The sequence below is a fragment of the Psychrosphaera sp. F3M07 genome, assembly GCF_018860345.1.
GTDB classification, from domain to species: domain Bacteria; phylum Pseudomonadota; class Gammaproteobacteria; order Enterobacterales; family Alteromonadaceae; genus Psychrosphaera; species Psychrosphaera aquimarina.
The window spans coordinates 12,248-38,759 of record NZ_JAHKPJ010000021.1 but is presented as its reverse complement, the minus strand read 5'-3'; the positions used below and the strand labels follow the sequence as shown (position 1 = coordinate 38,759).

Here is a 26,512-nt window from a genome sequence, read left to right as displayed (position 1 = left end):
AAGCATTAAAGAGATAATAAATGATTAAGAAAATAATTTTGTTGTTAGTAGCAGCAACAATCGTCGGTTTGTTTTTCCATTTTGATTTAAACCAACTCCTTACTCTTGAGGGCTTAAAAGGCTCATTGGATCAATTCAGTCAATTACGAGCGGAGTCCCCGCTGTTAATCATTGGTGGTTTTGTTTTATTTTATGTTTTAGTTACCGCCCTTTCTTTGCCCGGCGCGACTATTCTAACATTAGCGGCAGGAGCATTATTTGGATTATCTGAAGGTTTATTAATCGCTTCCTTTGCCTCTACTATTGGGGCTACTTGTGCATTTTTAGTTTCACGTTATTTATTGCGTGATTACATTAAACAACGTTTCCCAGAACGTTTAAGTGCGATTGATGCCGGTGTAAAAAAAGAAGGTGGATTTTATTTATTCACTTTACGTTTAGTGCCTGTATTCCCATTTTTCTTAATTAATTTATTAATGGGTGTTACCGCTATTAAGTCGTGGACGTTTTATTGGGTAAGCCAAATGGGCATGTTAGCGGGCACATTTGTATTTGTTAACGCTGGTACTCAACTGGCTCAAATAGATAGTTTGTCAGGTATTTTGTCGTTTAACTTAATATTATCTTTTGTCTTGTTAGGTGTATTTCCACTTATCGCCAAAGCTATTTTGAATGTATTTAAAAAACGTCGCGTTTATAAAAACCATACTAAACCTAAAAAATTCGACCGTAATATGATTGTCATTGGCGCAGGTGCCGGTGGCCTAGTTACAAGCTATATCGCGGCGGCGGTTAAAGCAAAAGTAACCCTAATTGAAGCGGGTGAAATGGGCGGCGACTGTTTAAACTATGGTTGTGTACCAAGTAAAGCAATCATAAAAAGTGCCAAAATTGCCGAGCAAATTCGCCATGGTGAAAATTATGGACTTGAAAATACAACGCCACAGTTTTCGTTCAAAAAAGTAATGGCTAGAGTACATCAAGTGGTTGCCGACATAGCACCGCATGACAGTGTTGAGCGTTACACAAACCTAGGTGTAGAAGTCTTAAAAGGTTACGGTAAGTTGATTGACCCATGGACGGTTGAAATCAAACTGAATGACGGAACAACTCAAACCTTAACAGCTCGGTCAATTGTAATTGCTACGGGTGCTCGTCCATTTGTGCCTCCGCTTCCAGGTATTGAAGAAACCGGATATGTAACGAGCGATACCTTGTGGAACAAATTTGCTGAGTTAGATGAAGCGCCTAAAAAGCTAGTCGTATTGGGCGGCGGACCTATAGGCAGTGAATTAGCACAGAGCTTTGCCCGATTAGGTTCAAGTGTGACCCAAATTGAAATGGCTGAACGCATCATGATCAAAGAAGATCTTGAAGTATCTCAGTTTGCTCACGGTGCATTAATAGAAAGTGGGGTTAACATTTTAACGTCCCACCAAGCCTTACGTTGCGTAGCTCGTGATGATAAAAAATACATAGTGGTAAAACATAACGATAAAGAAATTGAAATTGAATATGACGAACTCCTATGTGCCGTTGGTCGTAGCGCTCGTCTTACTGGTTATGGTCTTGAAGAATTAGGCATTGAAACTAACCGTACCATAGTGACCAATGAATATTTAGAAACCTTATACCCTAATATTTTTGCCGCTGGTGATATTGTAGGCCCATATCAATTTACACATGTGGCTGCTCATCAAGGTTGGTATGCCGCAGTCAATGGATTATTTGGTAATCTTAAAAAGTTTAAAGTGGATTACCGTGTTATTCCTTGGACGACGTTTATCGATCCAGAAGTAGCTCGCGTTGGAATAAATGAACAAGAAGCCAAAGACAAAGGCATTGACTATGAGATCACTCGTTTTGAGTTTAAAGAGTTAGACCGAGCCATTACCGACACTGCAACCAAAGGGTTTATTAAGGTTATTACACCTAAAGGCAAAGATAAGATCCTTGGCGTAACGGTTGTGTCTGAACACGCAGGAGATTTAATCGCTGAATTTGTTTTAGCAATGAAACATGGTTTAGGGCTTAATAAAATATTAGGTACGATTCACAGCTACCCAACTTGGGCTGAAGGCAATAAATACGCAGCTGGTGAATGGAAACGAAATCATGCACCAGAAACCGTATTAAATTTACTTGAAAAGTATCATTCATGGCGCAGAGGTTAATTTGCTTGCGGTTTTATTTGCAAGCGTTGCCAACGGTAATGTAAAAGTGATGAAATGAAGATTAGATTATTTGACTACAACTGGGACTTAAATGTCAGTCAATAAAGATTGCAATAGAACGTCTCGACTTCGTTATCGCTTGGATGATTTTTGGTTGTCGATAGGCATATTCACGTTTGTTTTTTACTGCAGCTTAATTTCAAATTACACGTTTGCGAGCCCCGTCTATAACCAACTTTTACAAGGCGGGGTTGCGCAGACAGAACTAGGTTTAAAGCCAACGGCAAACATTAATAAACAAAACCAAGACGTCTATTTTTATGCTTGGGGAGGTGACGCTCAAATAAATGCCTATATACAATGGGCTGCTAAGAAAGTTAACTCTAAATTCAACATCAATTTACATCACGTCAAACTAAGCGATACCAGCGAAGCCGTTAGCCGTGTTTTAGCTGAAAAATCAGCGGGAAATAACCACAATGGCAGTGTTGATCTGATATGGATAAACGGCGCTAACTTTGCCACCATGAGCGAACATTCATTGCTGTTGAAACATTGGGCACATAAATTACCCAACTTTAACTATACAGATCCAACTAACAACCCAGCTGTTACCTTTGACTTTGGGATCCCAACTCAAGGTATGGAAGCGCCGTGGGGACAAGCCTCACTTACCTTTTATTATGACAGTCTTGCAATTGATGGTTCTGTGAATAACCAATTACCAAGAACCTTACACCAACTACTTAACTGGAGTGCTCATCACCCTGGGCGCTTTAGTTATCCCAAACCACCTGATTTTCTAGGCATGAGTTTTTTAAAATACGCGTTAGTGGTATTGCATGAAAATAGCGATGAAACAATAAAAGCGCAATTAAGCCAAGTGGCTAACGAGCAAAATAGCCAACAAGTATTATCGCCGCTTTGGGACTTTTTAAATCAATTGCATCCAACATTATGGCGCAGTGGCCAACACTTTATGCAAAGCGGTGCTCAAATGCGCCGTTTAGTGGACGATACCGAGTTAAGCATTGCTTTTACGTTTTCAGCACCAGAAGTGCCTGCGGCAGTTAAACGATTTGACTTACCAAGCAGTATTCGTAGTTATGCCATGGATGACGGCAGTTTAAGTAACACTCATTTTGTGGCAATTCCATATAATGCAAGCCAACCTCAAGCGGCGCAAATAGTGGCTAACTTTTTACTAAGCCCTGAAGCCCAAGCTCATAAGCAAAAAACGAGTGTATGGGGCGATAAAACCGTATTGATTTCAACCACATTGTCACCTGAGCAACAAGCTTTGTTTAAAACCAAAACCGCACCCCCTAGCGCATTACCTTTTAATAGTATTAAGCGCACGTTAAGTGAACCTCATCCAAGTTGGGTTGAAGTAATTATGACTGGTTGGCAAACTCGATATGGCGTTAATCCATGACTCAGGATGCAAAACCCGATCTATTTACTCAAATAGTAAAATTCAGTCCGCGCTTTTTATTAGCTATTTTAATTTTACCGGTATTCGGTGGCTTAATTGGTGTGTTACTCCCTGCATTTGGCTGGGCACCTGCGCTGAATCATTATAATTTGTCCTTCACAGGATTCTCTGATCTTTGGCAAACCGCTGGGATTGGTAAGATGATAACACTGAGTATAGCTACCGGACTTGTCAGCACTTTACTTGCGTTTGTTATTACTTTAATGATGTTGGCTGCTTTTTTTAATAGCCCTTGGTTACAGCGCATTCAACGATTACTTAGCCCTATTTTAGTAATTCCTCATGCGGCTGCGGCGATTGCTGTTGGCTTTTTGATAACCCCTTCGGGCATGGTTTCAAGATTTATTTCACCTTGGTTTACTGGCTGGGAGTTAGCACCGAATGGTATATTTCCTCATGACTCTTACGGCATCAGTATTATTTTAGGTTTAACGCTAAAAGAACTTCCATTTTTATTATTAATGGCATTAACCGTGTTAGCACAACCTGAGCTTGGTAAGAAATTACGCCAACAACATAAGGTGGCTCTTAATTTTGGTTATTGTCCAATGACGGCCTTTTTTAAGGTTGTATTGCCAAGTTTGTATCCGCTGTTAAGACTCCCTGTATTAGCTGTACTGGCATACGCTAGTGCCAGTGTTGAAATGCCTTTAATACTCGGACCAAACACACCACCTACCCTTGCCGTTGCAATTATGCACTGGTTTAGTGACGTTGACTTAAACTTACGCATCAAGGCGTCAGCCGGCGCCTTATTGCAACTTTTGGTTACCGGCGGTTTACTCGCAATATGGATTGGCGCAGAAAAAACAATTAAGTACCTATTTTCCGATTTACTCACCAACGGTAAACGCGAATACGGCGATGTTATTTGGCACAAAATAACAGCTGTTGTCACAACGTTATTAATTGGTTTTATTTTATTGGCATTAATTGGCTTAGTTATGTGGTCCGTTGCTGGCTTTTGGCGCTTCCCCGCGATTGTTCCCGAGCAGTTTATATTGTCTCACTTTCAAAGCGCACTGATGCAAATGGAGGAACCTTTAATTAACTCTGCCGTTATTGGTTTAATGACAACTGTGTTGGCTATTGTTTTAACCTTGTTATGTCTTGAAGCGGAACAACTTAGTGGTAAAAATCTATCTGGCTTTATTAGCTTAGTCATTTACTTACCGCTATTAGTACCTAGCATTGCTTTTCTATTTGGCTTAGTGTGGTTCCAACAATTAGTAAATAACCAATCTGCCTTTATTAACGTGGCCTTCACGCATTTATTATTTGTTCTTCCCTATGTATTTTTATCACTAACCAGCAGTTACAGACAATTAGATCCTCGTTTCGCACAGGTTGCAGCTAGTCTTGGTGCACCACCAATTAAGGTCTTCTTTAAAGTAAAACTACCACAGTTATTTGCGCCCATATTAATTGCCGCCGCATTAGGTTTGGCCATTAGTTTTGGTCAGTATTTGCCAACATTGCTGGCAGGCGGTGGACGTATTAGTACTATCACAACGGAAGCGGTTACACTGGCCAATGGCGCAAGCAGACGAACGAGTGCGGTTTATGCAATCATTCAAATGGCATTGCCACTGATTGGCTTTATTATCGCTTGGTTATTACCTAAATACTTTTTCAAAAAAGCGCGTATTTAGTTATGTCCAAATTTAAAATTTCTATGTTTATTCAGTACAGTTAGAAAGGTCTTTAATGCAATCATCTTTACACATCAAAAACTTAACCTTGTATCAACAAGGCCAACTATTACTCAAGTTAAATGAGCAAGTGAATGGTGGTGATATATTAACGATTATGGGCCCATCAGGCAGTGGTAAATCCAGTTTATTAAATTGGTTAACAGGCACACTTGGTAATGACTTTAGTGCCAAAGGCGAAGTCTGCTTGAACGGCCAAAACATTAATAATTTACCGGCTCATCTACGCCATATTGGCGTGTTATATCAAGACGCTTTGTTATTTTCACACTTAACCGTTGCAGGTAACATTGCTTTTGCAATGCCTAAAGGTGAAAAAAAACAACGTAAGCAAAAAATAGAACAGGCACTTGAACAAGTTGGGTTAGCGGGCTTGGGTGAACGCCATCCTGATAATTTATCGGGTGGACAACAAGCGAGAGTCGCATTATTACGAATGTTATTAAGCGACCCCAAAGCCATTCTATTGGACGAACCGTTTAGCAAACTGGATACTCAACTACGTGTGGATACACGAAAATTGGTGTTTGACCTGATCCGTGAATATAAGCTGCCTGCCATTATGGTGACACATGATATTAACGACGCAGAAGCCGCTCAAGGTAAAATCATAACACTGCAATCGCAAGATCACTTAAAAGGCAATTCTTAAGAGAAGTCACATGTTAGATAAATTTATTACGCCTGTTATCAAACCCATATTATTACCTGCTGTTAGCTTATTACACAAGCGTGGCGTTACTGCGGATCAACTCACCTTAGTTGGTTTTATTATTGGCATGTTAGCAGTGCCGTTATTAGCATTTGAATTATGGTACGGTGCATTAACTGCGATTGTACTTAATCGCGTTTTTGATGGATTGGATGGCGCACTTGCCCGCTACGCAAACCAAAGCTCTAGTGCCGGTGGTTATTTAGATATTACGTTAGATTTTTTATTTTACGCCGCTATTCCCCTTGGCTTTATTTTGGCCAACCCTGAGCAAAATGCTATAGCGGGAGCTATATTACTCGCTACATTTATTGGCACAGGCTCGAGCTTTTTGGCCTTTGCCATCGCCGCAGAAAAATATAAATTAGAAAAGCCGCAATTTAAGTACAAAAGTTTTTATTATTTAAATGGACTCACTGAAGGCACTGAAACCATTGCTTTATTCATTGCTTTTTGTATTTGGCCACAGCATTTTGTTTTGTTAGCCAGTGTCTTTGCTATCGCCTGTGCGATTACTATTTTCACTCGAATACATGGTGGTTATCATACGCTTAAACAACAAGAATTAGATTTAACGGTAAATAGCGACACTGAAGGAAATAACAAAACAGCAAATCCTACAGCTAAGGTAGAAAATGACTAACGAAGTATGGTGGCGACTTGGTTTCTTTTTCAGCATTTTAGTAATAATGATGTTACTGGAATGGCGGATACCTGCACGCCAATCCCCCATTGAAAATACTAAACGCTGGTTAGCTAACTTTGGCTTAGTATTTACCTCGTCTTTATTAGCAAGACTCGTGGTTCCAATCGGTTTAACTGCGGTAGCTTTGTACAATGCAGAACATGGCATCGGCTTGTTTAATCAACCACTGTTGACGAACAACATTCCCTATTGGCTAATCGTTGTATTGTGCCTTTTACTATTAGATATCTTAATTTATTGGCAACACAGGTTATTTCATAAAGTACCTATGCTGTGGCGTTTACATAAAGTCCATCACGCTGATGCACATGTCGATACCAGTACAGGTCTACGTTTTCATCCAATTGAAATTGTTATTAGCATATCGGTCAAGTTTGTTGCAGTCACCACATTAGGCGTTCCAGCCATTGCCGTGCTTATATTTGAAATTGCGTTAAACGGCTTGGCATTATTCAACCACGCCAACATACGCTTACCTGACGCCATTGAAAAGCCATTAAGACTAGTTCTAATGACTCAAGTGTTACACCGAATACACCATAGCCAAGTTGTAACTGAAACCAATTCAAATTATGGTTTTAGTGTTATTTGGTGGGATAAGCTATTTGGTAGTTATAAGAACCAGGCTAATAAAACTGATGATAAACTTGATATTGGCCTAATTGAATACCCCCAAGCCAAACAAAACGCCTCACTTCTTGGTTTATTAACCATGCCATTTAAGAACAAGTAACAAGCTCTAAATCTTCAAACACTGAATTTATTAACGCAATACTCCTTATCTTAGAAGTAATAGAACTGATGGATTCTGGGGCTACTGCGTTATTAGTGGAAAACGGACGAGACTCACTCTTAGCCGCAAAGAATGCGCCCCCCGCGTGACAGGCCGATGATCTTCATAAAAGCCGAACCAACTGTACTACCGCTCCGCATTGGTAGATTTCACATTTGTTAAAGATGACGGATTTTATTTTTGAGAATGAAATATATGATCTGATTTAAACGTTAGCTTTGAGAGTGAATTTAATACAAGGAGATAACTAGGAAATATGGCACTCTTAATAAGAACAACGAGACTCACTCTTAGCCGCAAAGAATGCGCCCCCGGCGTGACAGGCCGATGATCTTCATAAAAGCCGAACCAACTGAACTACCGCTCCGCATTGGTAGATTTCACATTTGTTAAAGATGACGGATTTTATTTTTGAAAAGGGAATGTATATAAATAGCTTGAAAGAAAAGTTAGGAATTAAAACTAGAGGAATATTACTTGGAAATGATGGCGGAACGGACGAGACTCGAACTCGCGACCCCCGGCGTGACAGGCCGGTATTCTAACCAACTGAACTACCGCTCCGCAGTGGTAGGTTTTACATCCGTTGAAGATGGCGGAACAAACGAAACTCTAACTCGGAACCCGACCTGACAGGCCGCTGCTCTTCATAAAAGCCGAACCAACTGAACTACCGCTCCGCAGTGGTAGGTTTTACATCCGTTGAAGATGTGATTAAGGGGTATTAATCAAAATAATGTCTCAAAAGTGGCGGAACGGACGAGACTCGAACTCGCGACCCCCGGCGTGACAGGCCGGTATTCTAACCAACTGAACTACCGCTCCAGCTTTTGAACACTTTTAGCATTAACATTAAATGGCGGAACGGACGAGACTCGAACTCGCGACCCCCGGCGTGACAGGCCGGTATTCTAACCAACTGAACTACCGCTCCAGTTTAATGTTTCTTACTAATCACAACTTAGTGTTTTTTAACAAATGACAATATAAGTGGCGGAACGGACGAGACTCGAACTCGCGACCCCCGGCGTGACAGGCCGGTATTCTAACCAACTGAACTACCGCTCCCTGACTTACATGTCGTTAGCTTTGCTAAACAACGGCGCGGATATTAAAGTCTGAAGTCCATACCGTCAACCCTTTTTTTCAGATATCTGTTCAAGTGGTCAATTTCTAATCTTCTGGCAGACTTAAGTCTAAAATATCATCAGATTCATCCACTATTGGCGATTTTTTCTCAGGCTTCTCTGTCTTTGGTTTTTCGACAGTTTCCGGCTCAACTGGCGTTTTTTCTTTTTTCTTTATTAAGCCAGCAAATGGATTTTTAATATTTCTTTTTAATACAAATAACCAGATCACTAAGAAACCAAATGCCAAAATCAACACATTCATTAATATAATTAAAGGTAATGGAAAATCTGGCTCAGGCGGTGCAACTTTTTTTACTACCGTATCCATCTCGGTCATTTCAGGCAATTCAATATATTCAATTTCAGGTTCAACCGTCACAAATTGAAATTCAGGTAAATCTAAATATATTTCACGGCCATCTTTTGTCGTCCCAAACACATCCATTTCAACTTTAAACGTACCAAACTCACCATTAAATATTTCTAAACGACGTTCTTGTAACCCATCAATACTAAATGTTTGTTTATCGCCGTTCGGAAATTTAATAGTCCCTTGAAATAACAAACTTAAGTTGTCCACATATGTATCATCGACATTAAAGGTGACATAGTGATAACGCCCTACTTCACCACTTTCCTCATTAATTTCAGCTGGTATAGCAGTAAAGGACACTGGTGAAGGCAATATTATTACAGGCTCTTGTTCTAACTCACGCGTAAATAACTGCGCGTTAACTCGATAATTAGGTATCCACTCACCATAACCAGTGTCAATTTTATATTCTATTGTAAATACACCATCACGAGGCCTTTCATCGAGCCCTTTACCATTATCTAAAAACTCCCCAAACTGATATATGTCTGAACCAAAGTTTTCTTTTTCAGGGTCCTTACTAGGGTATAAACTTGCTTTAAGGGTGATCACTTCATTAAAACTTTTTGCTTTTATCATTTCATTGGCATTAATGACTCTTGCTTCGGCTTTGATGATTTCGTGCTGAAACATGAGTGAAGGAAATAAGTCAGCTTGAAGTTCAATGTCTGATAAAACTAGAATTTTACTGTCCGCTAAGATTCTTCCAACCGCTTGCCACGGTCCAGGCATTGGGTCTTGAAGTTTGATTAAGTCATAACTGATATCAGCGTGCCATTCTATGGTTTTAGCATTGGCATCTTTAGGGTATATCTTTGAACCATCAGGTTGGATTAATACAATAGGTTTGGAGCCATGTTTTCTAAAAAAAAGTAACATAACCTCTTTAACGTGGTAATCCACACGAAAGCGGTTATTTAATATTTTTATTTCATTTTGGCCCTCATAGTTCTTTAGGAACTCGAGCTTTGGTACATTTAATGTTTTGGTTGGATTAACTGGATCGATATTATTAGCGAAACTAGGCAATACCGCTATAAGCGTTAAAATTAACCAGGCATAAATTATTGAATGTTTCGCCACAAACTTGTTCCACCATTTTCTTCTATTAAAGTTAATCTTGCATCGTGATCTAAGATTTCACTTTCAGTTGCGTAAACCACATTTAAATTTCTTTGTTTCACTATTGTCTGGGTATTATCCGCATTATTTGCGTTTAATAATTGATGAGCCAAATCCATCGCCACTTGTCCACCTGTCATTTGAAGGTAAACATCAGCTAATATTTCCGAGTCTAATAGTGCTCCATGTAACATGCGGTGAGTATTGTCAATTTCATATCGGCGGCATAATGCATCTAAGCTATTTTTTTGGCCCGGATGTTTTTCTCTTGCCATTACTAATGTATCGACCACTGGACAAAAATCTTCAGTTCCAGTCCAGTCTTGCCACAAAATACCGAACTCGTTATCCATATGCCCAATATCAAATGGTGCATTATGGATCACTAACTCTCCGCCTTTGATATAGTCAAAAAACTCATCCGCTACATCTTTAAACAATGGTTTATCTTTTAGGAATTCATTGGTAATACCATGGACACCAATGGCTTCATCTTCTATCGCACGTCTAGGATTAATATAAACATGAAAGTTATTACCTGTTAAACGACGGTTTATCATTTCTACACAACCGATCTCAATGATTCTGTGCCCTTGTCTTGGGTCAATACCTGTTGTTTCTGTATCTAAAATTATTTGTCGTTTTGCCATTTTCTTTTCATTTTATTGTTCTTTAACTTCATTATGGAGTATAACCCCTATTTCTTATGAATATCATCTATTTGGAAAATCTTCCTTATGAAATCAGTTCAACTTTTCACAGATGGCTCTTGTTTAGGCAACCCAGGTCCAGGCGGATACGGTGCCCTGCTAATTTATAACGGCAGTAAAAAAGAACTCAGCCAAGGCTATAAAAAAACCACCAACAATCGAATGGAGTTACTAGCTGTAATTAAAGGTTTAGAAGCGTTAAAGCAACCTTGTACATTAGATATCACAACAGACAGTAATTACGTTAAAGATGGCATTACTAAGTGGATTATTAATTGGAAAAAAAATGGCTGGAAAACGGCCGCCAAACAACCCGTTAAAAATGTAGATTTATGGAAAGCGCTTGATGAACAAGTAAAAGACCATACGATCTCATGGCATTGGGTCAAAGGTCACTCAGGACACCCAGAAAACGAACTTGTTGATGATTTAGCCAGAGAAGCGGCCGAATCTAGTAAATTAATCGATGACGTTGGTTTTAAAGGTTAATCTTATTGTTAAATTGAAGAGCCAGCTAATTGCTGGTTTTTTTATGACATATAGGTGAAAAAGCTAAACTAAATGTGGTACTCCCAAGGCCAGTGTTTGAAAGAGTGAACCCCTGTTACCGCCTTGAAAACTACTCACCTAATAACTTAAACCTAAACTCTAGACGAAAAAAAAACAGCATAAGCTGGTTTCTTTAATGTTACTTCCAAGGCCAGATTATAAGAGTGAACCCTAGGGTTCGATATATCTGAACTTAAATGTGGTACACCCAAGGCCAGAGTTTGTAAGAGCGAACCCCTGTTACCGCCGTGAAAAAACACATCATAAAATTTAAACGAAAAAAAACCAGCTATTAGCTGGTTTCTTTAATGTGGTACTCCCAAGGGGATTCGAACCCCTGTTACCGCCGTGAAAGGGCGGTGTCCTAGGCCTCTAGACGATGGGAGCGTCTTGTTGTCACCTCCCCTACTTATGTAAGGCAAATAACTGAACTTGGCCATTTGAAGCTGTAATCTCAAGCTCAGATTAATATTAGTAACCCGTAGGTACGAAAGCATCTGAAACTTGAAGTGGTACTCCCAAGGGGATTCGAACCCCTGTTACCGCCGTGAAAGGGCGGTGTCCTAGGCCTCTAGACGATGGGAGCACTAGGTACTTCAAATTAGTTTTAATAATTATACTTTTAACATCAGATTTATATTAGCGAACCCGAGGGTTCGAAAGCATCTGAACTTAAAAGTGGTACTCCCAAGGGGATTCGAACCCCTGTTACCGCCGTGAAAGGGCGGTGTCCTAGGCCTCTAGACGATGGGAGCACAGGACAATTAAAACTTTTATAAGAAATGGTACTCCCAAGGGGATTCGAACCCCTGTTACCGCCGTGAAAGGGCGGTGTCCTAGGCCTCTAGACGATGGGAGCACTATGGACTTATTAAATATCAAAACGTTGGTGGAGCTATGCGGGATCGAACCGCAGACCTCCTGCGTGCAAGGCAGGCGCTCTCCCAGCTGAGCTATAGCCCCGCTATTTTGATATGCATTTGAAACAATATATTGCCTCAAACGCGGGGCGCATTCTATGCATTCACTATGAATGCGTCAACCCTTATTTTAATAAAAATGTATTTTATTGGACTGACTGCCTATTTTTTTTACAAACAGGTTAAAATTGATTCTAAATACGTGAATTTATGCCTTTAAATAGCAAAAGCCAGCTTTTAGGCTGGCTTTTATTTATTAATTTAACTTATTCCTATTGAGCCGCTTCACGTGCCGCTATATAAGCTAATGCATCACTAATTCGACTAATTACTTTACCTTTATCTAACAAAACCAAAGTGACATCAAGTGATGGTGAGTTACCGCCTCCCGTTACCGCAACTCTAAGTGGCATCCCAACTTTACCCATGCCAACCTCAAGTTCCTCTGCGGTAGCGTTAATTGCACTTTGTATATTATCAGCAGTCCAATCAACAATCGCTTCTAGTTTCTGCTGAGCTAATACTAACGAATCTTTCGCTACGGGACGTAAATGTTTCTTCGCTGCTTTTTCATCCAACTGTGCAAAGTCTTGGTAGAAATAGGTACTGATCTCTGCCATTTCTTTTAGGGTTTTAACCCTTTCAGCTTGAATTTCAACGATAGACTCTAATTTAGGACCATTAGTTGTATCAACACCTTGATTAGTAAAGTGCCAAACAAGGTGACTTGCTACTTCAGAAGCTGGCAAGTTTTTCATGTATTCTTGGTTCATCCAATTTAATTTTTCAGTATTAAATGCAGATGCAGATTTGTTAATATCTTTAATATCAAATAAATTAAACAATTCATCTTGTGTAAATATTTCTTGGTCGCCATGAGACCAGCCTAAGCGAACTAAATAATTAATTAAAGCTTGAGGTAAATAACCATCATCGCGGTATTGCATCACCCCTACTGCGCCATGACGTTTTGATAATTTCTTACCATCATCGCCTAAAATCATAGAACAATGTGCATAAGTTGGTACGGTTGCACCAAACGCTTCAAAAATATTAATTTGCTTAGCAGTATTAATTAAATGATCTTCACCACGAACGACATGGCTCATACCCATTTGCCAATCATCAATAACAACACAGAAATTATAGGTTGGACTACCGTCTGTTCGTAGAATGATCATGTCATCCATTTCAGAGTTTGAAATTTCCATTTCACCACGAATTGCATCAGTCCATTTAACTGAGCCATTTTTTGGATTTCTAAAACGAACTACATAAGGTGCTTCTGCTGATGGAGCTTCTGCACCATGGCTACATTTACCATCATACTCTGTACGCTGGCCATTACTTTCTTGTTCTGCACGTAAAGCATCCAAACGTTCTTTAGTGCAATAACATTTATATGCTTTATCTTCGTCAACTAACGTTTGTACATACTCTTTATACAAGTCAAAACGTTTAGTTTGGTAAAAGATCTCGCCATCCCCTTCCATTCCTAACCATTGCATACCATCTAAAATAGCTTGAACCGCTTCAGGAGTTGAGCGTTCCAAATCGGTATCTTCTATTCGTAAAATAAATTTACCGTTATTGCGTTTAGCATATAACCAAGAATATAAAGCAGTACGAGCACCACCAACATGTAAATAACCAGTTGGGCTAGGAGCAAAACGAGTGACAACAGACATAGAATGTTCCAACAAAAATGAAATGATATAAATTTGCGCGTATTCTATAGAAAACTTCCTACTATAAACAGTAGGAAATTCTATAAATGAGGTGAATATGAACTACTGGTTATTCAAATCTGAGCCTGACGATTATAGCTTGCTTGATTTAAAAAATGATAAAAACAGCACTGTACGTTGGGATGGCATCCGAAACTATCAGGCTCGAAACTTAATAAGAGATGAAATAAAAGTGGGCGATCAGGTATTATTTTATCACTCTAGTTGTAAAAACATTGGAGTGGCAGGAACAGCTAAAGTGGTATCTAGCCCTTACCCTGACCCATTACAATTTAATCCTGAATCAAAATATTACGATCCTAAATCAAAACCTGAATCGCCACGTTGGGTCAGTTTGGATATTCAATATCAGCAAGAATGTATTAAGTTTGTTCCTTTAGCATTAATTAAAGCCACAAAAACATTAGAGGAGATGGTTTTAGTCAAAAGAGGCCGACTTTCTATTCAACCTGTCACTGAGTCGGAGTGGAATATCATTATGAAAATGGCAAAGCTCGTCTAAATTTCAAACATATTTTATAAATATCAAACGCTTTGTCTAAGATTTAACCGAACGGTAAAAAAGTTTAAAATTATAGTTGACTCTAATTAAGGTCTCCCTATAATACGCCCCCACAGAAGCAGCGCAGTTAGTTGTTATGTATCGATGAAGTTGGGCGGTTAGCTCAGCTGGGAGAGCATCGCCCTTACAAGGCGAGGGTCACTGGTTCGAGCCCAGTACCGCCCACCAAATTATTTTCCCGAATAATTTGTATCAGCTTCATCAGTATTTAGGTTGGGCGGTTAGCTCAGCTGGGAGAGCATCGCCCTTACAAGGCGAGGGTCACTGGTTCGAGCCCAGTACCGCCCACCAATCTAAATACAATAATTAGTTAATATCAATTAATTATATCTCCTTGAAAGTGGGCGGTTAGCTCAGCTGGGAGAGCATCGCCCTTACAAGGCGAGGGTCACTGGTTCGAGCCCAGTACCGCCCACCACTTTCAAACTACACTACTCTAAATGGTTCGAGCCCGCTAATCCAAGAGCAGCGCCCACCACTTTCAAACTAGTAAATACTTTCTGAATACTTTCTAAATACTAAAAAACATTATTCGAAATGGTTCGAGCCCGCTAATCCAAGAGCAGCGCCCACCACTTTCAAACTAGTAAATACTTTCTAAATATTAAAAAACATTATTCGAAACAGTTCGAACCGCTAACACAAGAGCAGCGCCCACCACTTTCAAACTACACTACTCGAAATGGTTCGAGCCCGCTAATCCAAGAGCAGCGCCCACCACTTTCAAACTACACTACTCGAAATGGTTCGAGCCCGCTAATCCAAGAGCAGCACCCACCACTTTCAAACTAGTAAATACTTTCTAAATTCTAAATTCTAAATTCTAAATTCTAAAAAACATTATTCGAAATAGTTCGAGCCGCTAATACAAGAGCAGCGCCCATCTATTTTAAACCAACCACTAATTTCAATTACACTCTAATTAGTAAATGATATTCTTTACATTCATGCGTTGTGATTAGTGGTCTAAACCAACCGATTCAATAGTACTTTGCACTAACAACGATTTACAATTAGTAAAAATATCCATACATAATGCAACTCGTTATTTAATCCCCTATCCTTTTATTTACCAGTGATTTAATGCACATTACGCCTCTTTTTTGTCTTTCTAATATCGTTAGGAAAATATATGAATACGGCTCTTACTGAAGAACAGCAGATGATCCAAGACACGGCTCGTCAATTTGCACAGAATGAATTACTGCCTAACGCAGCCAAATTAGATCAAGGTGATGGACAAGATATCTTATTAAACAACCTTAAACAGCTGGCTGAATTAGGCTTTATGGGACTCAGTATAAATGGCGAGTATGGTGGCACTGAAGCTGGTAGTGTTGCATTTAGTTTAGCCATCACTGAAATTGCCAAAGGTTGTGCTTCGACTGCGGTTACTACATCAGTAACAAACATGGTTGCAGAAGTAATACAGGCTGTTGGTAATGAAGAACAAAAACAAAAATACATCCCCAAAATTTGCTCAGGTGAATACCCAGCCGCTGGCTTTTGTTTGACCGAAGTTGAAGCGGGAAGCGACCCTGCTGGCATGAAAACAAGTGCAATCAAAGACGGTGACGAATACATCTTAAATGGTTCCAAAATGTTTATCACCAGTGCTGAATATGCAGGTGTATTTGTTGTCTGGGCAGTGACTGATGCAACGGCGAAAAAAGGCAAAGGCATTTCTTGTTTCTTAGTGGAGAATGGTACACCGGGATTAATCGTGGGGCCTGCTGAGCATAAAATGGGACAAAAGGCATCAGCCACCAATGAAGTACGTTTTGAAGATTGTCGTATTCCAGCATCCGCGTTAATGGGTAAAGAAAACGATGGCTTTAGAGTTGCAGTTGCCGAATTAGCTGGCGGTCGAATTGGAATTGGCTCTTTAGCCGTAGGCATTGGTTTGGCTGCGATGGATTATGCCCGTGATTATATTTCACAGCGTAAACAATTCGACCAAGAATTATCTAAATTCCAGGGGTTACAATGGATATTAGCAGACCGCTATACCGACTTAGAAGCGGCAAGATTATTGTTAATGAATGCTGCTTGCCTGAAAGAACAAGGCCAAGCATTTTCTAAACAAGCTTCCATGGCTAAGTTATTTGCATCAGAAAAAGCCAATATCGCCTGTTACGATGCATTACAAATGTTGGGTGGTTACGGGTATATTAAAGAATATCCACTAGAACGGTTAACTCGTGATGTCAGAATCACTTCAATTTATGAAGGTACCAGCGAGATACAACGTATTGTTATCGCTAGAGAATTATTAAAAGAAATTGCCTAATTAAAATATTGAATACTCATAGGATATATTATGGATTTACAAAATAAAGTTGCGGTTGTTACCGGTGGAGCATCAGGTCTTGGAAGAGCAACCTGTGATCAATTAGTAGCACAAGGCATTAAAGTTGCGATATTTGACTTAAATGAAGACGCGGCAAAACAAGCGGTTGCCGAATTAGGTGAAAACAATGCTATGTATCAAATTGTGGATGTCACCGACGAAACATCGACTGAACAAGCTTTTGAAAAGGTAATAGCACATTATCAAGCTATTCACATTTGTGTGAATTGTGCAGGTATTGCCCCCGCAGCTAAAGTATTAAACCGTGATGGCGACCCTATGCCATTATCAAAATTTGCACAAACCATTAACATTAATTTGATTGGCACCTTTAATGTTGCTCGTCTTGCTGCATTTTACATGGCTAAAAATGAAGTAATGGGTGAAGCACTCGAACGTGGTGTTATTATCAATACAGCATCTGTTGCTGGTTATGAAGGTCAAATGGGTCAAGCGGCCTATGCTGCCAGTAAAGGTGGCATTATATCTTTAAGTTTACCTATGGCGCGTGATCTCGCTAAAACCGGGATTCGAGTCAATGCGATTGCACCTGGAATAATGGGAACGCCAATGTTGTTAGGCATGCCTGATAACGTTCAAGAAAGTTTAGTTTCAAACATACAATTCCCTAAACGTATGGGCTTACCAAAAGAGTTTGGTGATCTTGTGGTACATATTGCAAGTAATGCTTATATAAATGGTGAAGCGATTAGACTCGATGGCGCTATTCGTATGCAACCGAGATAGTTTGAAGGCTTTAAGGTTTGAGCTATAAGCCTGTAAAGTATTGAGGTTTTATATGGAATAGCCTACTTGTTTATTTATGTAGGCTATTTCATACAAACAATTAAAGTTAAACCTGAGCGGTTTTAAATAACTGTTTAAAGTTATTGGTCGTCACTTCAGCCACTTCCTCTACAGAGACACCTTTTAACCCAGCAATAAACTCAGCTACATGTTTCACATAGGCAGGTTGATTTTGTTTACCACGGTGCGGCGCTGGCGCTAAATAAGGCGAGTCAGTTTCAATTAATAATCTATCCAGTGGGATTTTTTTCACTACATCTTGTAGTTCTACTGCATTTTTAAAAGTCACAATGCCAGAAATAGATATATAAAAATTAATATCTAATGCGGCTTTTGCCATTTCCCAGTTTTCAGTAAAACAATGTAAAACGCCTTGGCACTTATCTGCATGATTACTTTTTAAAATATCTATTGTGTCTTTACGGGCATCTCGAGTATGAACAATGAGCGGCTTATCTAACTGATTCGCTACATCTATGTGGTGTTCAAAAGAAGCTTGTTGCTCTTTAATACTGTCTTTTGAATAATAATAATCCAAACCAGTTTCACCAATAGCCACCACTCTAGGTTGGTCTGCTAATGTTTTTAATTGCCCGAGTGTGTATTCTTTATCTTCACCAACATGTAATGGGTGAACCCCACAAGAAAACGATACGTTATTATACCCCTGTGCTTTTTCAAACATAGAAGGAAATTGATCCATTGAAATCGCAACACATAATAAGTGTTGTACGTCTGCTTGCTCGGCATTTTTGATTAATTGTTCAAAATTTATCTTTTCTTTTTCAAGGTCTATTCTGTCTAAATGACAATGAGAGTCTATTAATTGCATCGTATTCATAACCAATTGGAAAATATCTGTTGATGCAATTATCCATCAAATAAAACTATAAACCTAGCCCTTCCTTTAAAAATACACGTTACAGCGATAAATCATATTCACAATGGGTTATTTTCTTTAACGATTTAATCGATAATACACTTTACAGACCGCTCGGTCGGTTTTATACTCCACACACTTTCAAAACGCACTTAAATTCAGAATTAAATTAACGAAGGAGGCTCCATGTTAAAAACTCTAACATTCATATTTAGCTTAACGGCTACGACTTTATTGTCCACTTCAAGTCATGCTGTATCGATAGATTCAAGCTCTCCTTATTTAATGATTAAGAGTGTTGGCGAACAAGTTTTTCAATCCGTTGGCGAAGCTAAAGCCAAAGCCCAAATCAATGAAAAAACAATGCAAGCCATTATCGAATCAACCTTGATGCCTTACATCGATGTTACTTTTGCATCATATAAAATTCTGGGCCCACAGTTAAAAAAGACCAGCAAAGAACAACGTGAAGGTTTTGTTGAAGCGATGACTGTGAACCTTATCAAAACCTATTCATCTGCATTATCTCAATACAATAACCAAACGGTTAGATACGAAGCAGATAGAGATGTGGGTGATAAAAGTATGATCGACATTAAAACTGAATTAGTTTCTAACGACGCTCAACCTATTAATATGATCTTCAAGTTACGCAAAAACAGTAAAACAGGTGAATGGAAAGCTTATGATTTAATCGTTGAAGGTATTAGCTTGATAGATGCTAAACGCTCTGAGTTATCTAAACCTTTACGAGTTAACGGCATTGATTACGTAACGAATATGTTAGTTAACTAACCCTCTTCTCGTCCCTCCTATTTGAATACTTGATTCAAAGACGATTGGTTTGCCGGCTGTTATAGCCGGCTTTTTTTATAAATACTATTACCAACCTTCTATACCTCTTATATTAGTAACCCCTTTTAAGTTTAAAGACGTTATTTACCACCAAACCTCACATAAAATAGTCACCCAAATAACATTGCGATTTATTGTGGTGATCAAAAAACGCATAAGATATAAATAATTTGTTGGATATTTACTCAGCACTTGTTAACTTACTAAAATAATAACAATAAAAAAAAAGGTGGTTATTAATGGATGTAACTCAAAACATGACAGAAATTGATGGAATTAAAGCGGTACTGCTTAGCGCGGAAGATATTAATTTAGCTGCATCACTATTATTTGTCTCATATCATGACGACCCTGTATTTTTAGATATCTTTCAACATAGTAAACCCGATTATGATCAACGATTACGTGGAGCAATTCGAGAAGAACTGGCCACATTCTGGAATACTCAACAACCTATGATTGGCTTATTCTCAGGCAAACATTTATTAGGCGTAGCTTGTCTAATCGAACCGCAAACCGGATTGGAACCTGAACGATTTTGGCACTGGCGTTTAAAAATGATGTTAAATGCGGGTTACTTAAGCACCCAGAGTATGATTGAAAAAGAAAAGCGTGTCGCGGCTGCTATTCCACATGAGCATTATCATTTATTAACCTTTATCGCGATCCACCCAGACCACCAGCAACATGGTTTAGGCCATTATTTAATTAAAGCGGTAGATACAATTGTGGATGAAAATCCTATCACCGAAGGTGTTGCTGTGTTTGTCACTAAAGAAAAGAACCAGGCTTTATTTAATGACGATAATTACAAAAAATTAGATACCATCAAGGTGGGTGAAGTTACCGGTACATTAATGTTTAGAGATAAATAATATGACTGATACTAAAATTAATTCGTTTAACGAATTTTATCCAATGTACTTAAGAGAACATAGTAATCCTGTATGCAGAGCGCTACATTACATCGGTAGTTTTCTTGTACTTGTTGTGCTGTATACTGCACTAACCACGAGTGAATATAAGTTATTATGGCTATTACCAGTTATAGGTTATGGCTTTGCTTGGGTAGGACACTTTTTTATCGAGAAAAATAGACCTGCAACTTTCACTTACCCGTTTTATAGCTTCATTGGGGATTGGGTAATGTTAAAAGACTTTTTAACAGGACAGATCTCAAATAAATTAAAAGATGCAGGGGTCTCTCTGTAATAATTTTTATCAGACAAAGATGTCTAGATGCTCTACGCCATCTTTGTCTTTAAATTTACCTTTTCCTTTTGGCTCTTCTTTCTCTTCCTTTTGTTGTTGCTCGTTGCCCTTTTGATTTTTGCTTTCTTGTTTGGCTGAGCTTGGATCGTCATCTTCTACACGTTTTAACCCTGCATCTTTAGGTGCCTTATCGACATGATAGGCATCTTTTTTGTCGGGTTCGTTAGGTATTGGCCTTGCCATTACATTGTATAAAATATCAACCATCTCTCTTCTCAAACTTTTGTGTAAAACAAATCAAACTGTTATCTTATAGATAATATACTTTTACTCGCATTATTGTACATTTATCGACCAATATACTATTTGGTTTAATATATTTCAGTTTAGTTCTAAAAAAATGGTTGCAATAATTTCGTTCTCGACATAATTTGAATAATAACTCTAAATAAGCAAAAGATATAAACATTATGAAAACTAACATGAACTGGCATCATCATCATTTTCCATCGAGATAGTTTTCAGCTTATTTCGCTGGTGGCTATTTGAAATTAGAAGCCTCCACGCAAAAATAAAATAAAACCCTGGAGGCCAATCTTCGGGGTTTTTTTTCGTTTTAAACATATAAAAAATTGGACAATCAAATGACAGACTCAACAAGACTAAGAATTGCAGTACAAAAGAAAGGTAGATTAAGTGATGAGTCACTTAAATTATTAAAAGCGATTGGCGTAAAACTTTCTATTCGTGACCGTTTATTAATCGCACACTCAACTAACCTTCCTATTGATTTATTATTAGTACGTGACGATGACATTCCAGGTCTTGTAATGGACGGCATTGCTGACTTAGGTTTCATTGGTGAAAACGAGTTAGAAGAAAAAATGTTAGAGCGACAAGCGGCTAATGAACCTGCAGAATATCAATTATTAAAACGTTTAGAGTATGGTGGGTGTCGTTTATCAATCGCAGTACCAAATGAGTTTAATTATAAAGGTTTAGAATCATTTGAAGGCAAACGTATTGCAACTACCTACCCACAGCTTCTAAAACGTTACTTACAAGAAAATAACGTAAATGCCTCTCCGGTTATGTTAACCGGTTCTGTTGAAGTTGCACCAAGAGCAGGTATAGCGGATGCAATATGTGACTTAGTTTCTACTGGTGCCACTTTAGAAGCTAACGGCTTATATGAAGCAATTGAAATCTTCCAATCAAAAGCCGTATTAATTCAAAAAAATGGGGCATTAGAAGAAAACAAACAAGAACTTGTTGATACCCTACTTCCTAGAATAAATGGTGTTATGCAAGCGAAAGAGTCTAAATACATCATGTTGCACGCGCCAAAAGCAAAACTAGAGCAAGTGAAAGACTTATTACCGGGTGCTGAAAACCCAACGGTTCTTCCATTATCTGGTAATGACGACCAAGTGGCTATCCACGTTGTAAGTAAAGAAAACTTATTCTGGGTAACGATGGAACAATTAAAACAACTTGGTTGTACTTCAATACTTGTTATGCCAATTGAAAAAATGATGGGGTAAACCTCATGATTGTTTGGCAACAACTCAATGAGTTAGAAAAACAACAAGTGTTAGCAAGACCAGCGATGAGTAATAAACAAGACTTGTCGCAGGCAGTATCAACGCTTATTGAGCAAGTAAAAACCAATGGCGATGAAGCTTTGTTATCTCTAACTGAAAAGTTTGATGGTATTAAACTTGACCAAGTTGCGTTATCACAAACGCAATTTGAAACATCAATTAGTTTACTTACTGACGATACAAAACAAGCAATTGAATTAGCTTACAGCAACATTTTGAAGTTTCACCAAGCACAAGTTAGCAAAGACATCGAAGTAGAAACGAGCAGCGGTGTGTTATGTCAGTTAATCACTAAACCTATAACATCAGTAGGTTTATATATACCTGGCGGCAGTGCGCCACTGCCTTCTACTGTATTGATGTTAGGTGTCCCCGCTCAAATTGCTGGTTGTAAACGAGTTGTATTATGTACGCCACCAGACACGTCTGAAAATAACTTTGGTGGTATTACGGCAGAGATATTATACGCCGCTAAATTGTGTGGCATCACTGAGATTTATCGAGTGGGTGGTGCGCAAGCGATTGCAGCTCTTGCCTACGGCACAGAATCTATAAGTGCAGTCGATAAGATATTTGGACCTGGCAACAGTTTTGTTACCGAAGCAAAACAGCAAGTCAATCAAGACCCTTATGGTGCGGTTATTGACATGCCAGCGGGTCCATCTGAAGTCTTAGTTATTGCAGATGAGTTTGCTAATCCTAGTTTTATTGCTGCTGATTTATTGTCTCAGGCTGAACATGGTCCTGACTCACAAGTGATTTTGGTATGTGATAACCAAGATGTTATTGAACAAGTACAAGTGCAATTAGAGCAACAGTTAACATTGTTGCCACGTGCTGACATTGCCAGAAAAGCCTTAGCCCACAGCCAATTGATCTTAACTGACAATTTAGCTGAGTCTGTTTTGGTCAGTAATTTATATGCGCCTGAACATTTAATTGTGCAGACAGAGCAACCTAGAGCGTTATTACCTGAATTAGATAATGCAGCATCTATATTTCTTGGTGCATATACACCTGAAAGCGCGGGTGATTATGCCAGTGGTACTAATCACGTATTACCAACGTATGGGTATTCAAAAGTACTAAGTTCACTTAATCTTGCTGACTTCAGTCGTAAGTTCACGGTGCAAGAAGTATCAAAACAAGGCATGTTAAATATTGGCCCAGCCATTATGACCTTAGCCAGTGCCGAAGGTTTAGATGCTCACAAACTTGCGGTGAAGGTCAGGTTAGATCAATTAGAAACAGAACAAGCTTCACTTAAAGAGAACAACAATGACTGATTTAGTAAATAAATTGATCAGAACGGAACTGAAAGCGTTAGTCCCTTATGAATCTGCTCGCCGTCTATTTTCAATGGCCAGTAGCAGTGAAGTGGAAACCACTTGGTTAAATGCCAATGAAAATCCATATGTGCCTAACGTTTCTATTGATCCATCAATGTATAATCGTTACCCGGACTTTCAGCCAGAGCCATTAATAAATGGTTATGCGAGTTATGCAGGTGTGTCTGCTCAACAAGTCTTAGCCACACGTGGCGCTGATGAAGGTATTGAGTTATTAATTCGTACCTTTTGTAGCTCAAACGACAACATTATTATATGTCCGCCAACTTACGGTATGTACGCCATCAGTGCTAAAACACACGGATGCGGCGTTATAGATATCCCACTGTTAGACGGTATGCAACTAGATGTTAAAGGTATCTTAGCTAATAAACAAAAAGCGAATTTAATCTTTATTTGTAGTCCTAATAACCCAACGGGTGATTTGGTCAATAAAGCGGATATCATTAATATTATCGAGTCCGTATCTGATGACTGTATTGTGGTACTAGATGAAGCCTATATTGAGTTTTGTGCAGACGCCACCAGCGTGTCACTGATTAACCAATTCAATAACGTTGTGGTATTACGTACTTTGTCTAAAGCCTTTGGTTTAGCTGGATTACGTTGTGGGTTTACCTTAACCAATGACAATATCATTCAAGCATTAAAAAAGGTGATTGCGCCTTACCCTATTCCTGCGCCTGTCGCGCAAATAGCCACACAAACATTGTCAGCAGACGGTATTAACTGGATGCAAAACAAAGTTGTTGAATTAAACCAATTACGTGATGACTTCATCAAACTTGCGGCCACTTGGTCTTTTGTTGAACATGTATATCCATCACAAACTAACTTTGTATTGTTAAAACTAAAACAGCCTTTAACGGCAAGTTCAGTTATGCAGACATTCCAGCAACAAAACGTATTATTAAGAGATCAATCCAAACAATTAATGTTGGGCAATACCGTACGAGTATCTATTGGTAACCCACAACAAATGGAACAGGTCATTTCAATATTTTCAAAGGTTGAACAAACATTATGACAACAAAACAAAAAATCTTATTTATCGATCGTGACGGCACCTTAGTAGAAGAGCCTAAAATTGATAAGCAATTGGATACCTTAGAAAAACTCGTTTTTGAACCTATGGTGATCCCAGTTCTTACTCGCTTACAAGCCAAAGGTTATAAATTAGTAATGGTCTCTAACCAAGATGGTCTTGGTACAGATGCATTCCCACAAGCGGACTTTGATGCCCCACATAACAAAATGATGGAAGTGTTTGAAACCCAAGGTGTCACTTTTGATGACGTACTGATTTGTCCTCACTTTGATCACGAAAACTGCAGTTGCCGTAAACCAAACTTAGGTTTAGTAAAAGAGTACCTGCAAAAAGGCTTAATTGATTTTACCGACTCATTTGTTATTGGCGACCGTGAAACAGACATTCAACTTGCTGAAAATATGGGTATTGTTGGTATTAAATACGACCCAATTGACAACAACTGGTTGAAGATAGAACAAAGCTTTGGCAAAAAAGGCCGTACCGCCAAAGTGGTACGTACCACCTCTGAAACTGACATTAATGTATTTGTAGATTTAGATTCTACACAAAAACCGGTTATTAACACTGGCATGGGCTTTTTTGATCACATGTTAGATCAAATCGCCACACACGGCGGTTTCTACCTAAACTTAACCACCAACGGCGACTTACACATTGACGATCATCACTCAGTTGAAGATACCGCTCTTGCCTTAGGTGAAGCGTTAAAACAAGCCCTTGGTGACAAACGTGGTATCGGCCGTTTTGGTTTTGCGCTTCCTATGGATGAATGCAAAGCAGAATCAACATTAGATATTTCAGGTCGTCCATTCTTAGTATTTAATGCGGAATTCACCCAAGAACGTGTAGGTGAAATGTCGACTCAAATGGTTGAACACTTTTTCTATTCGTTAACTCAAACTATGGCTATTACTCTGCACTTAAGCACGTCTAAAGGTAATGCACATCACCAAGTAGAGAGTTTGTTTAAAGTATTTGGACGAGTTTTACGTCAAGCCATTAAAGTAGAAGGTGATGTATTACCTTCAACCAAAGGAGCGTTATAAATGCCCTTGAGTACGACTGAGATTAAAAACCAGAAAATCGTCATCATAGACACGGGCTGTGCCAATATATCTTCGGTTAAATTTGCCGTTGAACGTCTTGGTGTTAAGGTCATTGTCTCTGATGATCCAAGTGTAATACTCAGTGCTGATAAAGTATTTTTGCCCGGCGTTGGCTCTGCCTCTTCGGCCATGAACAACATTAATCAAAAGTTATTAGTTGATACTATCCAGCAAATCACCAATCCAGTTTTGGGTATTTGTTTGGGTATGCAGTTAATGACTAAATTCTCACATGAAGTTCCTGGTAGTCATATTACTAGTAATGAAATAAAAAATGTGGATTGTTTAAACCTTATTCCAACGGAAATAACTCGTATGGATGCTGGTGAATTAGTCTTGCCACACATGGGTTGGAATCAAATTAAAGTAGAACAAGACAACCCATTATTTGCGGGGATTGAAGATGGTAGTTATTTTTACTTTGTCCATAGCTTTTGTGCACCTATGTCTGACTATACATTAGCAAGTTGTGAGTACGGTCAGCCCTTCTCTGCTGCTATACATAACAAAAACTTTTACGGTGTACAGTTTCATCCTGAACGTAGTGGTGAAGCAGGCTCTACCTTATTACAAAATTTCATAGGGATGTAAT

The 26,512-nt window shown here is 38.9% G+C and carries 23 protein-coding genes and 12 tRNA genes; 21 read left to right on the top strand and 14 right to left on the bottom strand.

Going from position 1 to position 26,512, the window contains the following annotated elements; genetic code table 11:
* Positions 1-20: 20 nt before the first annotated feature.
* The 6 genes from KO505_RS10935 (at position 21) to KO505_RS10910 (ending at position 7,532) form a co-directional block, all read left to right on the top strand.
* Entirely contained in the window at positions 21-2,174 is a 2,154-nt protein-coding gene (locus tag KO505_RS10935) for an FAD-dependent oxidoreductase (RefSeq protein WP_216055496.1), read from the top strand.
* Between the two features lie 91 nt (positions 2,175-2,265).
* Positions 2,266-3,609, top strand: a complete 1,344-nt coding sequence (locus KO505_RS10930; protein ID WP_252731770.1) for an ABC transporter substrate-binding protein — start codon at positions 2,266-2,268, stop codon at positions 3,607-3,609.
* Positions 3,606-5,321: an ABC transporter permease gene (locus tag KO505_RS10925; protein WP_216055495.1), complete on the top strand. Its 1,716-nt coding sequence runs from the start codon at positions 3,606-3,608 to the stop codon at positions 5,319-5,321. Before KO505_RS10930 ends, KO505_RS10925 begins: the two co-directional genes overlap by 4 nt.
* A 55-nt stretch (positions 5,322-5,376) precedes the next feature.
* Positions 5,377-6,033: an ATP-binding cassette domain-containing protein gene (locus KO505_RS10920; RefSeq protein WP_216055494.1), complete on the top strand. Its 657-nt coding sequence runs from the start codon at positions 5,377-5,379 to the stop codon at positions 6,031-6,033.
* Positions 6,034-6,043: 10 nt separating this feature from the next.
* Positions 6,044-6,736 (top strand): CDP-alcohol phosphatidyltransferase family protein, encoded by a 693-nt coding sequence (locus KO505_RS10915; RefSeq protein WP_216055493.1) that lies wholly within the window; start codon positions 6,044-6,046, stop codon positions 6,734-6,736.
* On the top strand, positions 6,729-7,532 hold the full coding sequence (locus KO505_RS10910; RefSeq protein ID WP_216055492.1) for a sterol desaturase family protein: 804 nt from the start codon (positions 6,729-6,731) through the stop codon (positions 7,530-7,532). Before KO505_RS10915 ends, KO505_RS10910 begins: the two co-directional genes overlap by 8 nt.
* Positions 7,533-8,079: 547 nt before the next feature.
* Here KO505_RS10910 and KO505_RS10905 read toward each other — a convergent pair.
* The 6 genes from KO505_RS10905 to dnaQ form a co-directional block, all read right to left on the bottom strand.
* A tRNA-Asp gene (locus tag KO505_RS10905) sits at positions 8,080-8,156 on the bottom strand.
* A 184-nt stretch (positions 8,157-8,340) separates the two neighbouring features.
* Positions 8,341-8,417, bottom strand: a tRNA-Asp gene (locus KO505_RS10900).
* A gap of 32 nt (positions 8,418-8,449) precedes the next feature.
* A tRNA-Asp gene (locus KO505_RS10895) sits at positions 8,450-8,526 on the bottom strand.
* 57 nt (positions 8,527-8,583) lie between these two features.
* Positions 8,584-8,660 (bottom strand) — tRNA-Asp (locus KO505_RS10890).
* Positions 8,661-8,765: 105 nt separating this feature from the next.
* Complete coding sequence (locus KO505_RS10885) at positions 8,766-10,178, bottom strand: TIGR03503 family protein (protein WP_216055491.1); 1,413 nt, start codon at positions 10,176-10,178, stop codon at positions 8,766-8,768.
* A complete protein-coding gene (gene dnaQ / locus KO505_RS10880) occupies positions 10,160-10,867 on the bottom strand; it encodes a DNA polymerase III subunit epsilon (RefSeq protein WP_216055490.1) in 708 nt (235 codons plus the stop codon). Before dnaQ ends, KO505_RS10885 begins: the two co-directional genes overlap by 19 nt.
* Positions 10,868-10,954: 87 nt before the next feature.
* On the opposite strand from dnaQ, the gene rnhA reads away from it, so the two are divergent.
* Entirely contained in the window at positions 10,955-11,416 is a 462-nt protein-coding gene (rnhA, locus tag KO505_RS10875) for a ribonuclease HI (protein WP_216055489.1), read from the top strand.
* 371 nt (positions 11,417-11,787) lie between these two features.
* On the opposite strand, the gene KO505_RS10870 is transcribed toward rnhA, so the two are convergent.
* From KO505_RS10870 to gltX, 6 genes are all read right to left on the bottom strand, one after another.
* Positions 11,788-11,863, bottom strand: a tRNA-Glu gene (locus KO505_RS10870).
* Positions 11,864-11,986: 123 nt separating this feature from the next.
* A tRNA-Glu gene (locus tag KO505_RS10865) sits at positions 11,987-12,062 on the bottom strand.
* Positions 12,063-12,155: 93 nt separating this feature from the next.
* Positions 12,156-12,231: transfer RNA gene (locus KO505_RS10860), tRNA-Glu, on the bottom strand.
* Positions 12,232-12,259: 28 nt separating this feature from the next.
* A tRNA-Glu gene (locus KO505_RS10855) sits at positions 12,260-12,335 on the bottom strand.
* A 28-nt stretch (positions 12,336-12,363) separates the two neighbouring features.
* A tRNA-Ala gene (locus tag KO505_RS10850) sits at positions 12,364-12,439 on the bottom strand.
* 229 nt (positions 12,440-12,668) lie between these two features.
* Positions 12,669-14,084 (bottom strand): glutamate--tRNA ligase, encoded by a 1,416-nt coding sequence (gene gltX / locus KO505_RS10845; protein ID WP_216055488.1) that lies wholly within the window; start codon positions 14,082-14,084, stop codon positions 12,669-12,671.
* Positions 14,085-14,181: 97 nt separating this feature from the next.
* On the opposite strand from gltX, the gene KO505_RS10840 reads away from it, so the two are divergent.
* From KO505_RS10840 to KO505_RS10815, 6 genes are all read left to right on the top strand, one after another.
* Complete coding sequence (locus KO505_RS10840; protein WP_216055487.1) at positions 14,182-14,646, top strand: EVE domain-containing protein; 465 nt, start codon at positions 14,182-14,184, stop codon at positions 14,644-14,646.
* Between the two features lie 152 nt (positions 14,647-14,798).
* A tRNA-Val gene (locus KO505_RS10835) sits at positions 14,799-14,874 on the top strand.
* Between the two features lie 47 nt (positions 14,875-14,921).
* Positions 14,922-14,997, top strand: a tRNA-Val gene (locus tag KO505_RS10830).
* A 51-nt stretch (positions 14,998-15,048) separates the two neighbouring features.
* Positions 15,049-15,124 (top strand) — tRNA-Val (locus KO505_RS10825).
* Positions 15,125-15,838: 714 nt separating this feature from the next.
* Positions 15,839-16,996, top strand: a complete 1,158-nt coding sequence (locus tag KO505_RS10820) for an acyl-CoA dehydrogenase family protein (RefSeq protein ID WP_216055486.1) — start codon at positions 15,839-15,841, stop codon at positions 16,994-16,996.
* A gap of 30 nt (positions 16,997-17,026) precedes the next feature.
* Positions 17,027-17,803, top strand: coding sequence for an SDR family NAD(P)-dependent oxidoreductase (locus KO505_RS10815; protein WP_216055485.1), 777 nt, complete (start codon positions 17,027-17,029; stop codon positions 17,801-17,803).
* A 106-nt stretch (positions 17,804-17,909) separates the two neighbouring features.
* Here the strand turns inward: KO505_RS10815 and KO505_RS10810 are convergent, their stop codons facing one another.
* On the bottom strand, positions 17,910-18,695 hold the full coding sequence (locus KO505_RS10810; protein WP_216055484.1) for a TatD family hydrolase: 786 nt from the start codon (positions 18,693-18,695) through the stop codon (positions 17,910-17,912).
* A gap of 234 nt (positions 18,696-18,929) precedes the next feature.
* Between KO505_RS10810 and KO505_RS10805 the strand changes: the two genes are divergently transcribed.
* The 3 genes from KO505_RS10805 (at position 18,930) to KO505_RS10795 (ending at position 20,810) form a co-directional block, all read left to right on the top strand.
* On the top strand, positions 18,930-19,538 hold the full coding sequence (locus KO505_RS10805; protein WP_216055483.1) for a phospholipid-binding protein MlaC: 609 nt from the start codon (positions 18,930-18,932) through the stop codon (positions 19,536-19,538).
* Between the two features lie 299 nt (positions 19,539-19,837).
* Positions 19,838-20,473, top strand: a complete 636-nt coding sequence (locus KO505_RS10800; protein ID WP_216055482.1) for a GNAT family N-acetyltransferase — start codon at positions 19,838-19,840, stop codon at positions 20,471-20,473.
* Position 20,474: 1 nt separating this feature from the next.
* On the top strand, positions 20,475-20,810 hold the full coding sequence (locus KO505_RS10795) for a DUF962 domain-containing protein (RefSeq protein ID WP_216055481.1): 336 nt from the start codon (positions 20,475-20,477) through the stop codon (positions 20,808-20,810).
* A gap of 9 nt (positions 20,811-20,819) precedes the next feature.
* Here the strand turns inward: KO505_RS10795 and KO505_RS10790 are convergent, their stop codons facing one another.
* Entirely contained in the window at positions 20,820-21,077 is a 258-nt protein-coding gene (locus tag KO505_RS10790) for a hypothetical protein (protein ID WP_216055480.1), read from the bottom strand.
* 377 nt (positions 21,078-21,454) lie between these two features.
* Here KO505_RS10790 and hisG point away from each other — a divergent pair, with 377 nt between their 5' ends.
* The 5 genes from hisG to hisH are packed head-to-tail and all read left to right on the top strand — an operon-like array spanning position 21,455 to position 26,511.
* Positions 21,455-22,354, top strand: a complete 900-nt coding sequence (hisG, locus tag KO505_RS10785; protein ID WP_216055479.1) for an ATP phosphoribosyltransferase — start codon at positions 21,455-21,457, stop codon at positions 22,352-22,354.
* A 5-nt stretch (positions 22,355-22,359) separates the two neighbouring features.
* Entirely contained in the window at positions 22,360-23,700 is a 1,341-nt protein-coding gene (hisD, locus tag KO505_RS10780) for a histidinol dehydrogenase (RefSeq protein ID WP_216055478.1), read from the top strand.
* Positions 23,693-24,790: a histidinol-phosphate transaminase gene (gene hisC, locus KO505_RS10775; protein WP_216055477.1), complete on the top strand. Its 1,098-nt coding sequence runs from the start codon at positions 23,693-23,695 to the stop codon at positions 24,788-24,790. The genes hisD and hisC overlap by 8 nt, the downstream gene beginning before the upstream one ends.
* The gene (gene hisB, locus KO505_RS10770) at positions 24,787-25,860 is read left to right on the top strand and encodes a bifunctional histidinol-phosphatase/imidazoleglycerol-phosphate dehydratase HisB (RefSeq protein ID WP_216055476.1); all 1,074 of its coding nucleotides are present in this window, start codon (positions 24,787-24,789) and stop codon (positions 25,858-25,860) included. Before hisC ends, hisB begins: the two co-directional genes overlap by 4 nt.
* Positions 25,861-26,511 carry an imidazole glycerol phosphate synthase subunit HisH gene (gene hisH / locus KO505_RS10765; RefSeq protein ID WP_216055475.1) on the top strand — a complete coding sequence of 217 codons (651 nt, stop codon included), beginning with the start codon at positions 25,861-25,863 and terminating at the stop codon, positions 26,509-26,511.
* Position 26,512 lies beyond the last annotated feature (1 nt).

What these genes read in the sequence shown, in the direction of transcription:
- KO505_RS10935 (WP_216055496.1), top strand. Translation starts at nt 21, where the DNA reads ATGATTAAGAAAATAATTTTGTTGTTAGTAGCAGCAACAATCGTCGGT.
- KO505_RS10910 (WP_216055492.1), top strand. Translation starts at nt 6,729, where the DNA reads ATGACTAACGAAGTATGGTGGCGACTTGGTTTCTTTTTCAGCATTTTA.
- gltX (WP_216055488.1), bottom strand. Translation starts at nt 14,084, where the DNA reads ATGTCTGTTGTCACTCGTTTTGCTCCTAGCCCAACTGGTTATTTACAT.
- KO505_RS10815 (WP_216055485.1), top strand. Translation starts at nt 17,027, where the DNA reads ATGGATTTACAAAATAAAGTTGCGGTTGTTACCGGTGGAGCATCAGGT.
- KO505_RS10790 (WP_216055480.1), bottom strand. Translation starts at nt 21,077, where the DNA reads ATGGTTGATATTTTATACAATGTAATGGCAAGGCCAATACCTAACGAA.
- KO505_RS10920 (WP_216055494.1), top strand. Translation starts at nt 5,377, where the DNA reads ATGCAATCATCTTTACACATCAAAAACTTAACCTTGTATCAACAAGGC.
- KO505_RS10820 (WP_216055486.1), top strand. Translation starts at nt 15,839, where the DNA reads ATGAATACGGCTCTTACTGAAGAACAGCAGATGATCCAAGACACGGCT.
- KO505_RS10925 (WP_216055495.1), top strand. Translation starts at nt 3,606, where the DNA reads ATGACTCAGGATGCAAAACCCGATCTATTTACTCAAATAGTAAAATTC.
- dnaQ (WP_216055490.1), bottom strand. Translation starts at nt 10,867, where the DNA reads ATGGCAAAACGACAAATAATTTTAGATACAGAAACAACAGGTATTGAC.
- KO505_RS10930 (WP_252731770.1), top strand. Translation starts at nt 2,266, where the DNA reads ATGTCAGTCAATAAAGATTGCAATAGAACGTCTCGACTTCGTTATCGC.
- KO505_RS10915 (WP_216055493.1), top strand. Translation starts at nt 6,044, where the DNA reads ATGTTAGATAAATTTATTACGCCTGTTATCAAACCCATATTATTACCT.
- hisB (WP_216055476.1), top strand. Translation starts at nt 24,787, where the DNA reads ATGACAACAAAACAAAAAATCTTATTTATCGATCGTGACGGCACCTTA.
- hisG (WP_216055479.1), top strand. Translation starts at nt 21,455, where the DNA reads ATGACAGACTCAACAAGACTAAGAATTGCAGTACAAAAGAAAGGTAGA.
- hisH (WP_216055475.1), top strand. Translation starts at nt 25,861, where the DNA reads ATGCCCTTGAGTACGACTGAGATTAAAAACCAGAAAATCGTCATCATA.
- KO505_RS10805 (WP_216055483.1), top strand. Translation starts at nt 18,930, where the DNA reads ATGTTAAAAACTCTAACATTCATATTTAGCTTAACGGCTACGACTTTA.
- KO505_RS10800 (WP_216055482.1), top strand. Translation starts at nt 19,838, where the DNA reads ATGGATGTAACTCAAAACATGACAGAAATTGATGGAATTAAAGCGGTA.
- KO505_RS10810 (WP_216055484.1), bottom strand. Translation starts at nt 18,695, where the DNA reads ATGCAATTAATAGACTCTCATTGTCATTTAGACAGAATAGACCTTGAA.
- KO505_RS10840 (WP_216055487.1), top strand. Translation starts at nt 14,182, where the DNA reads ATGAACTACTGGTTATTCAAATCTGAGCCTGACGATTATAGCTTGCTT.
- hisC (WP_216055477.1), top strand. Translation starts at nt 23,693, where the DNA reads ATGACTGATTTAGTAAATAAATTGATCAGAACGGAACTGAAAGCGTTA.
- rnhA (WP_216055489.1), top strand. Translation starts at nt 10,955, where the DNA reads ATGAAATCAGTTCAACTTTTCACAGATGGCTCTTGTTTAGGCAACCCA.
- KO505_RS10795 (WP_216055481.1), top strand. Translation starts at nt 20,475, where the DNA reads ATGACTGATACTAAAATTAATTCGTTTAACGAATTTTATCCAATGTAC.
- hisD (WP_216055478.1), top strand. Translation starts at nt 22,360, where the DNA reads ATGATTGTTTGGCAACAACTCAATGAGTTAGAAAAACAACAAGTGTTA.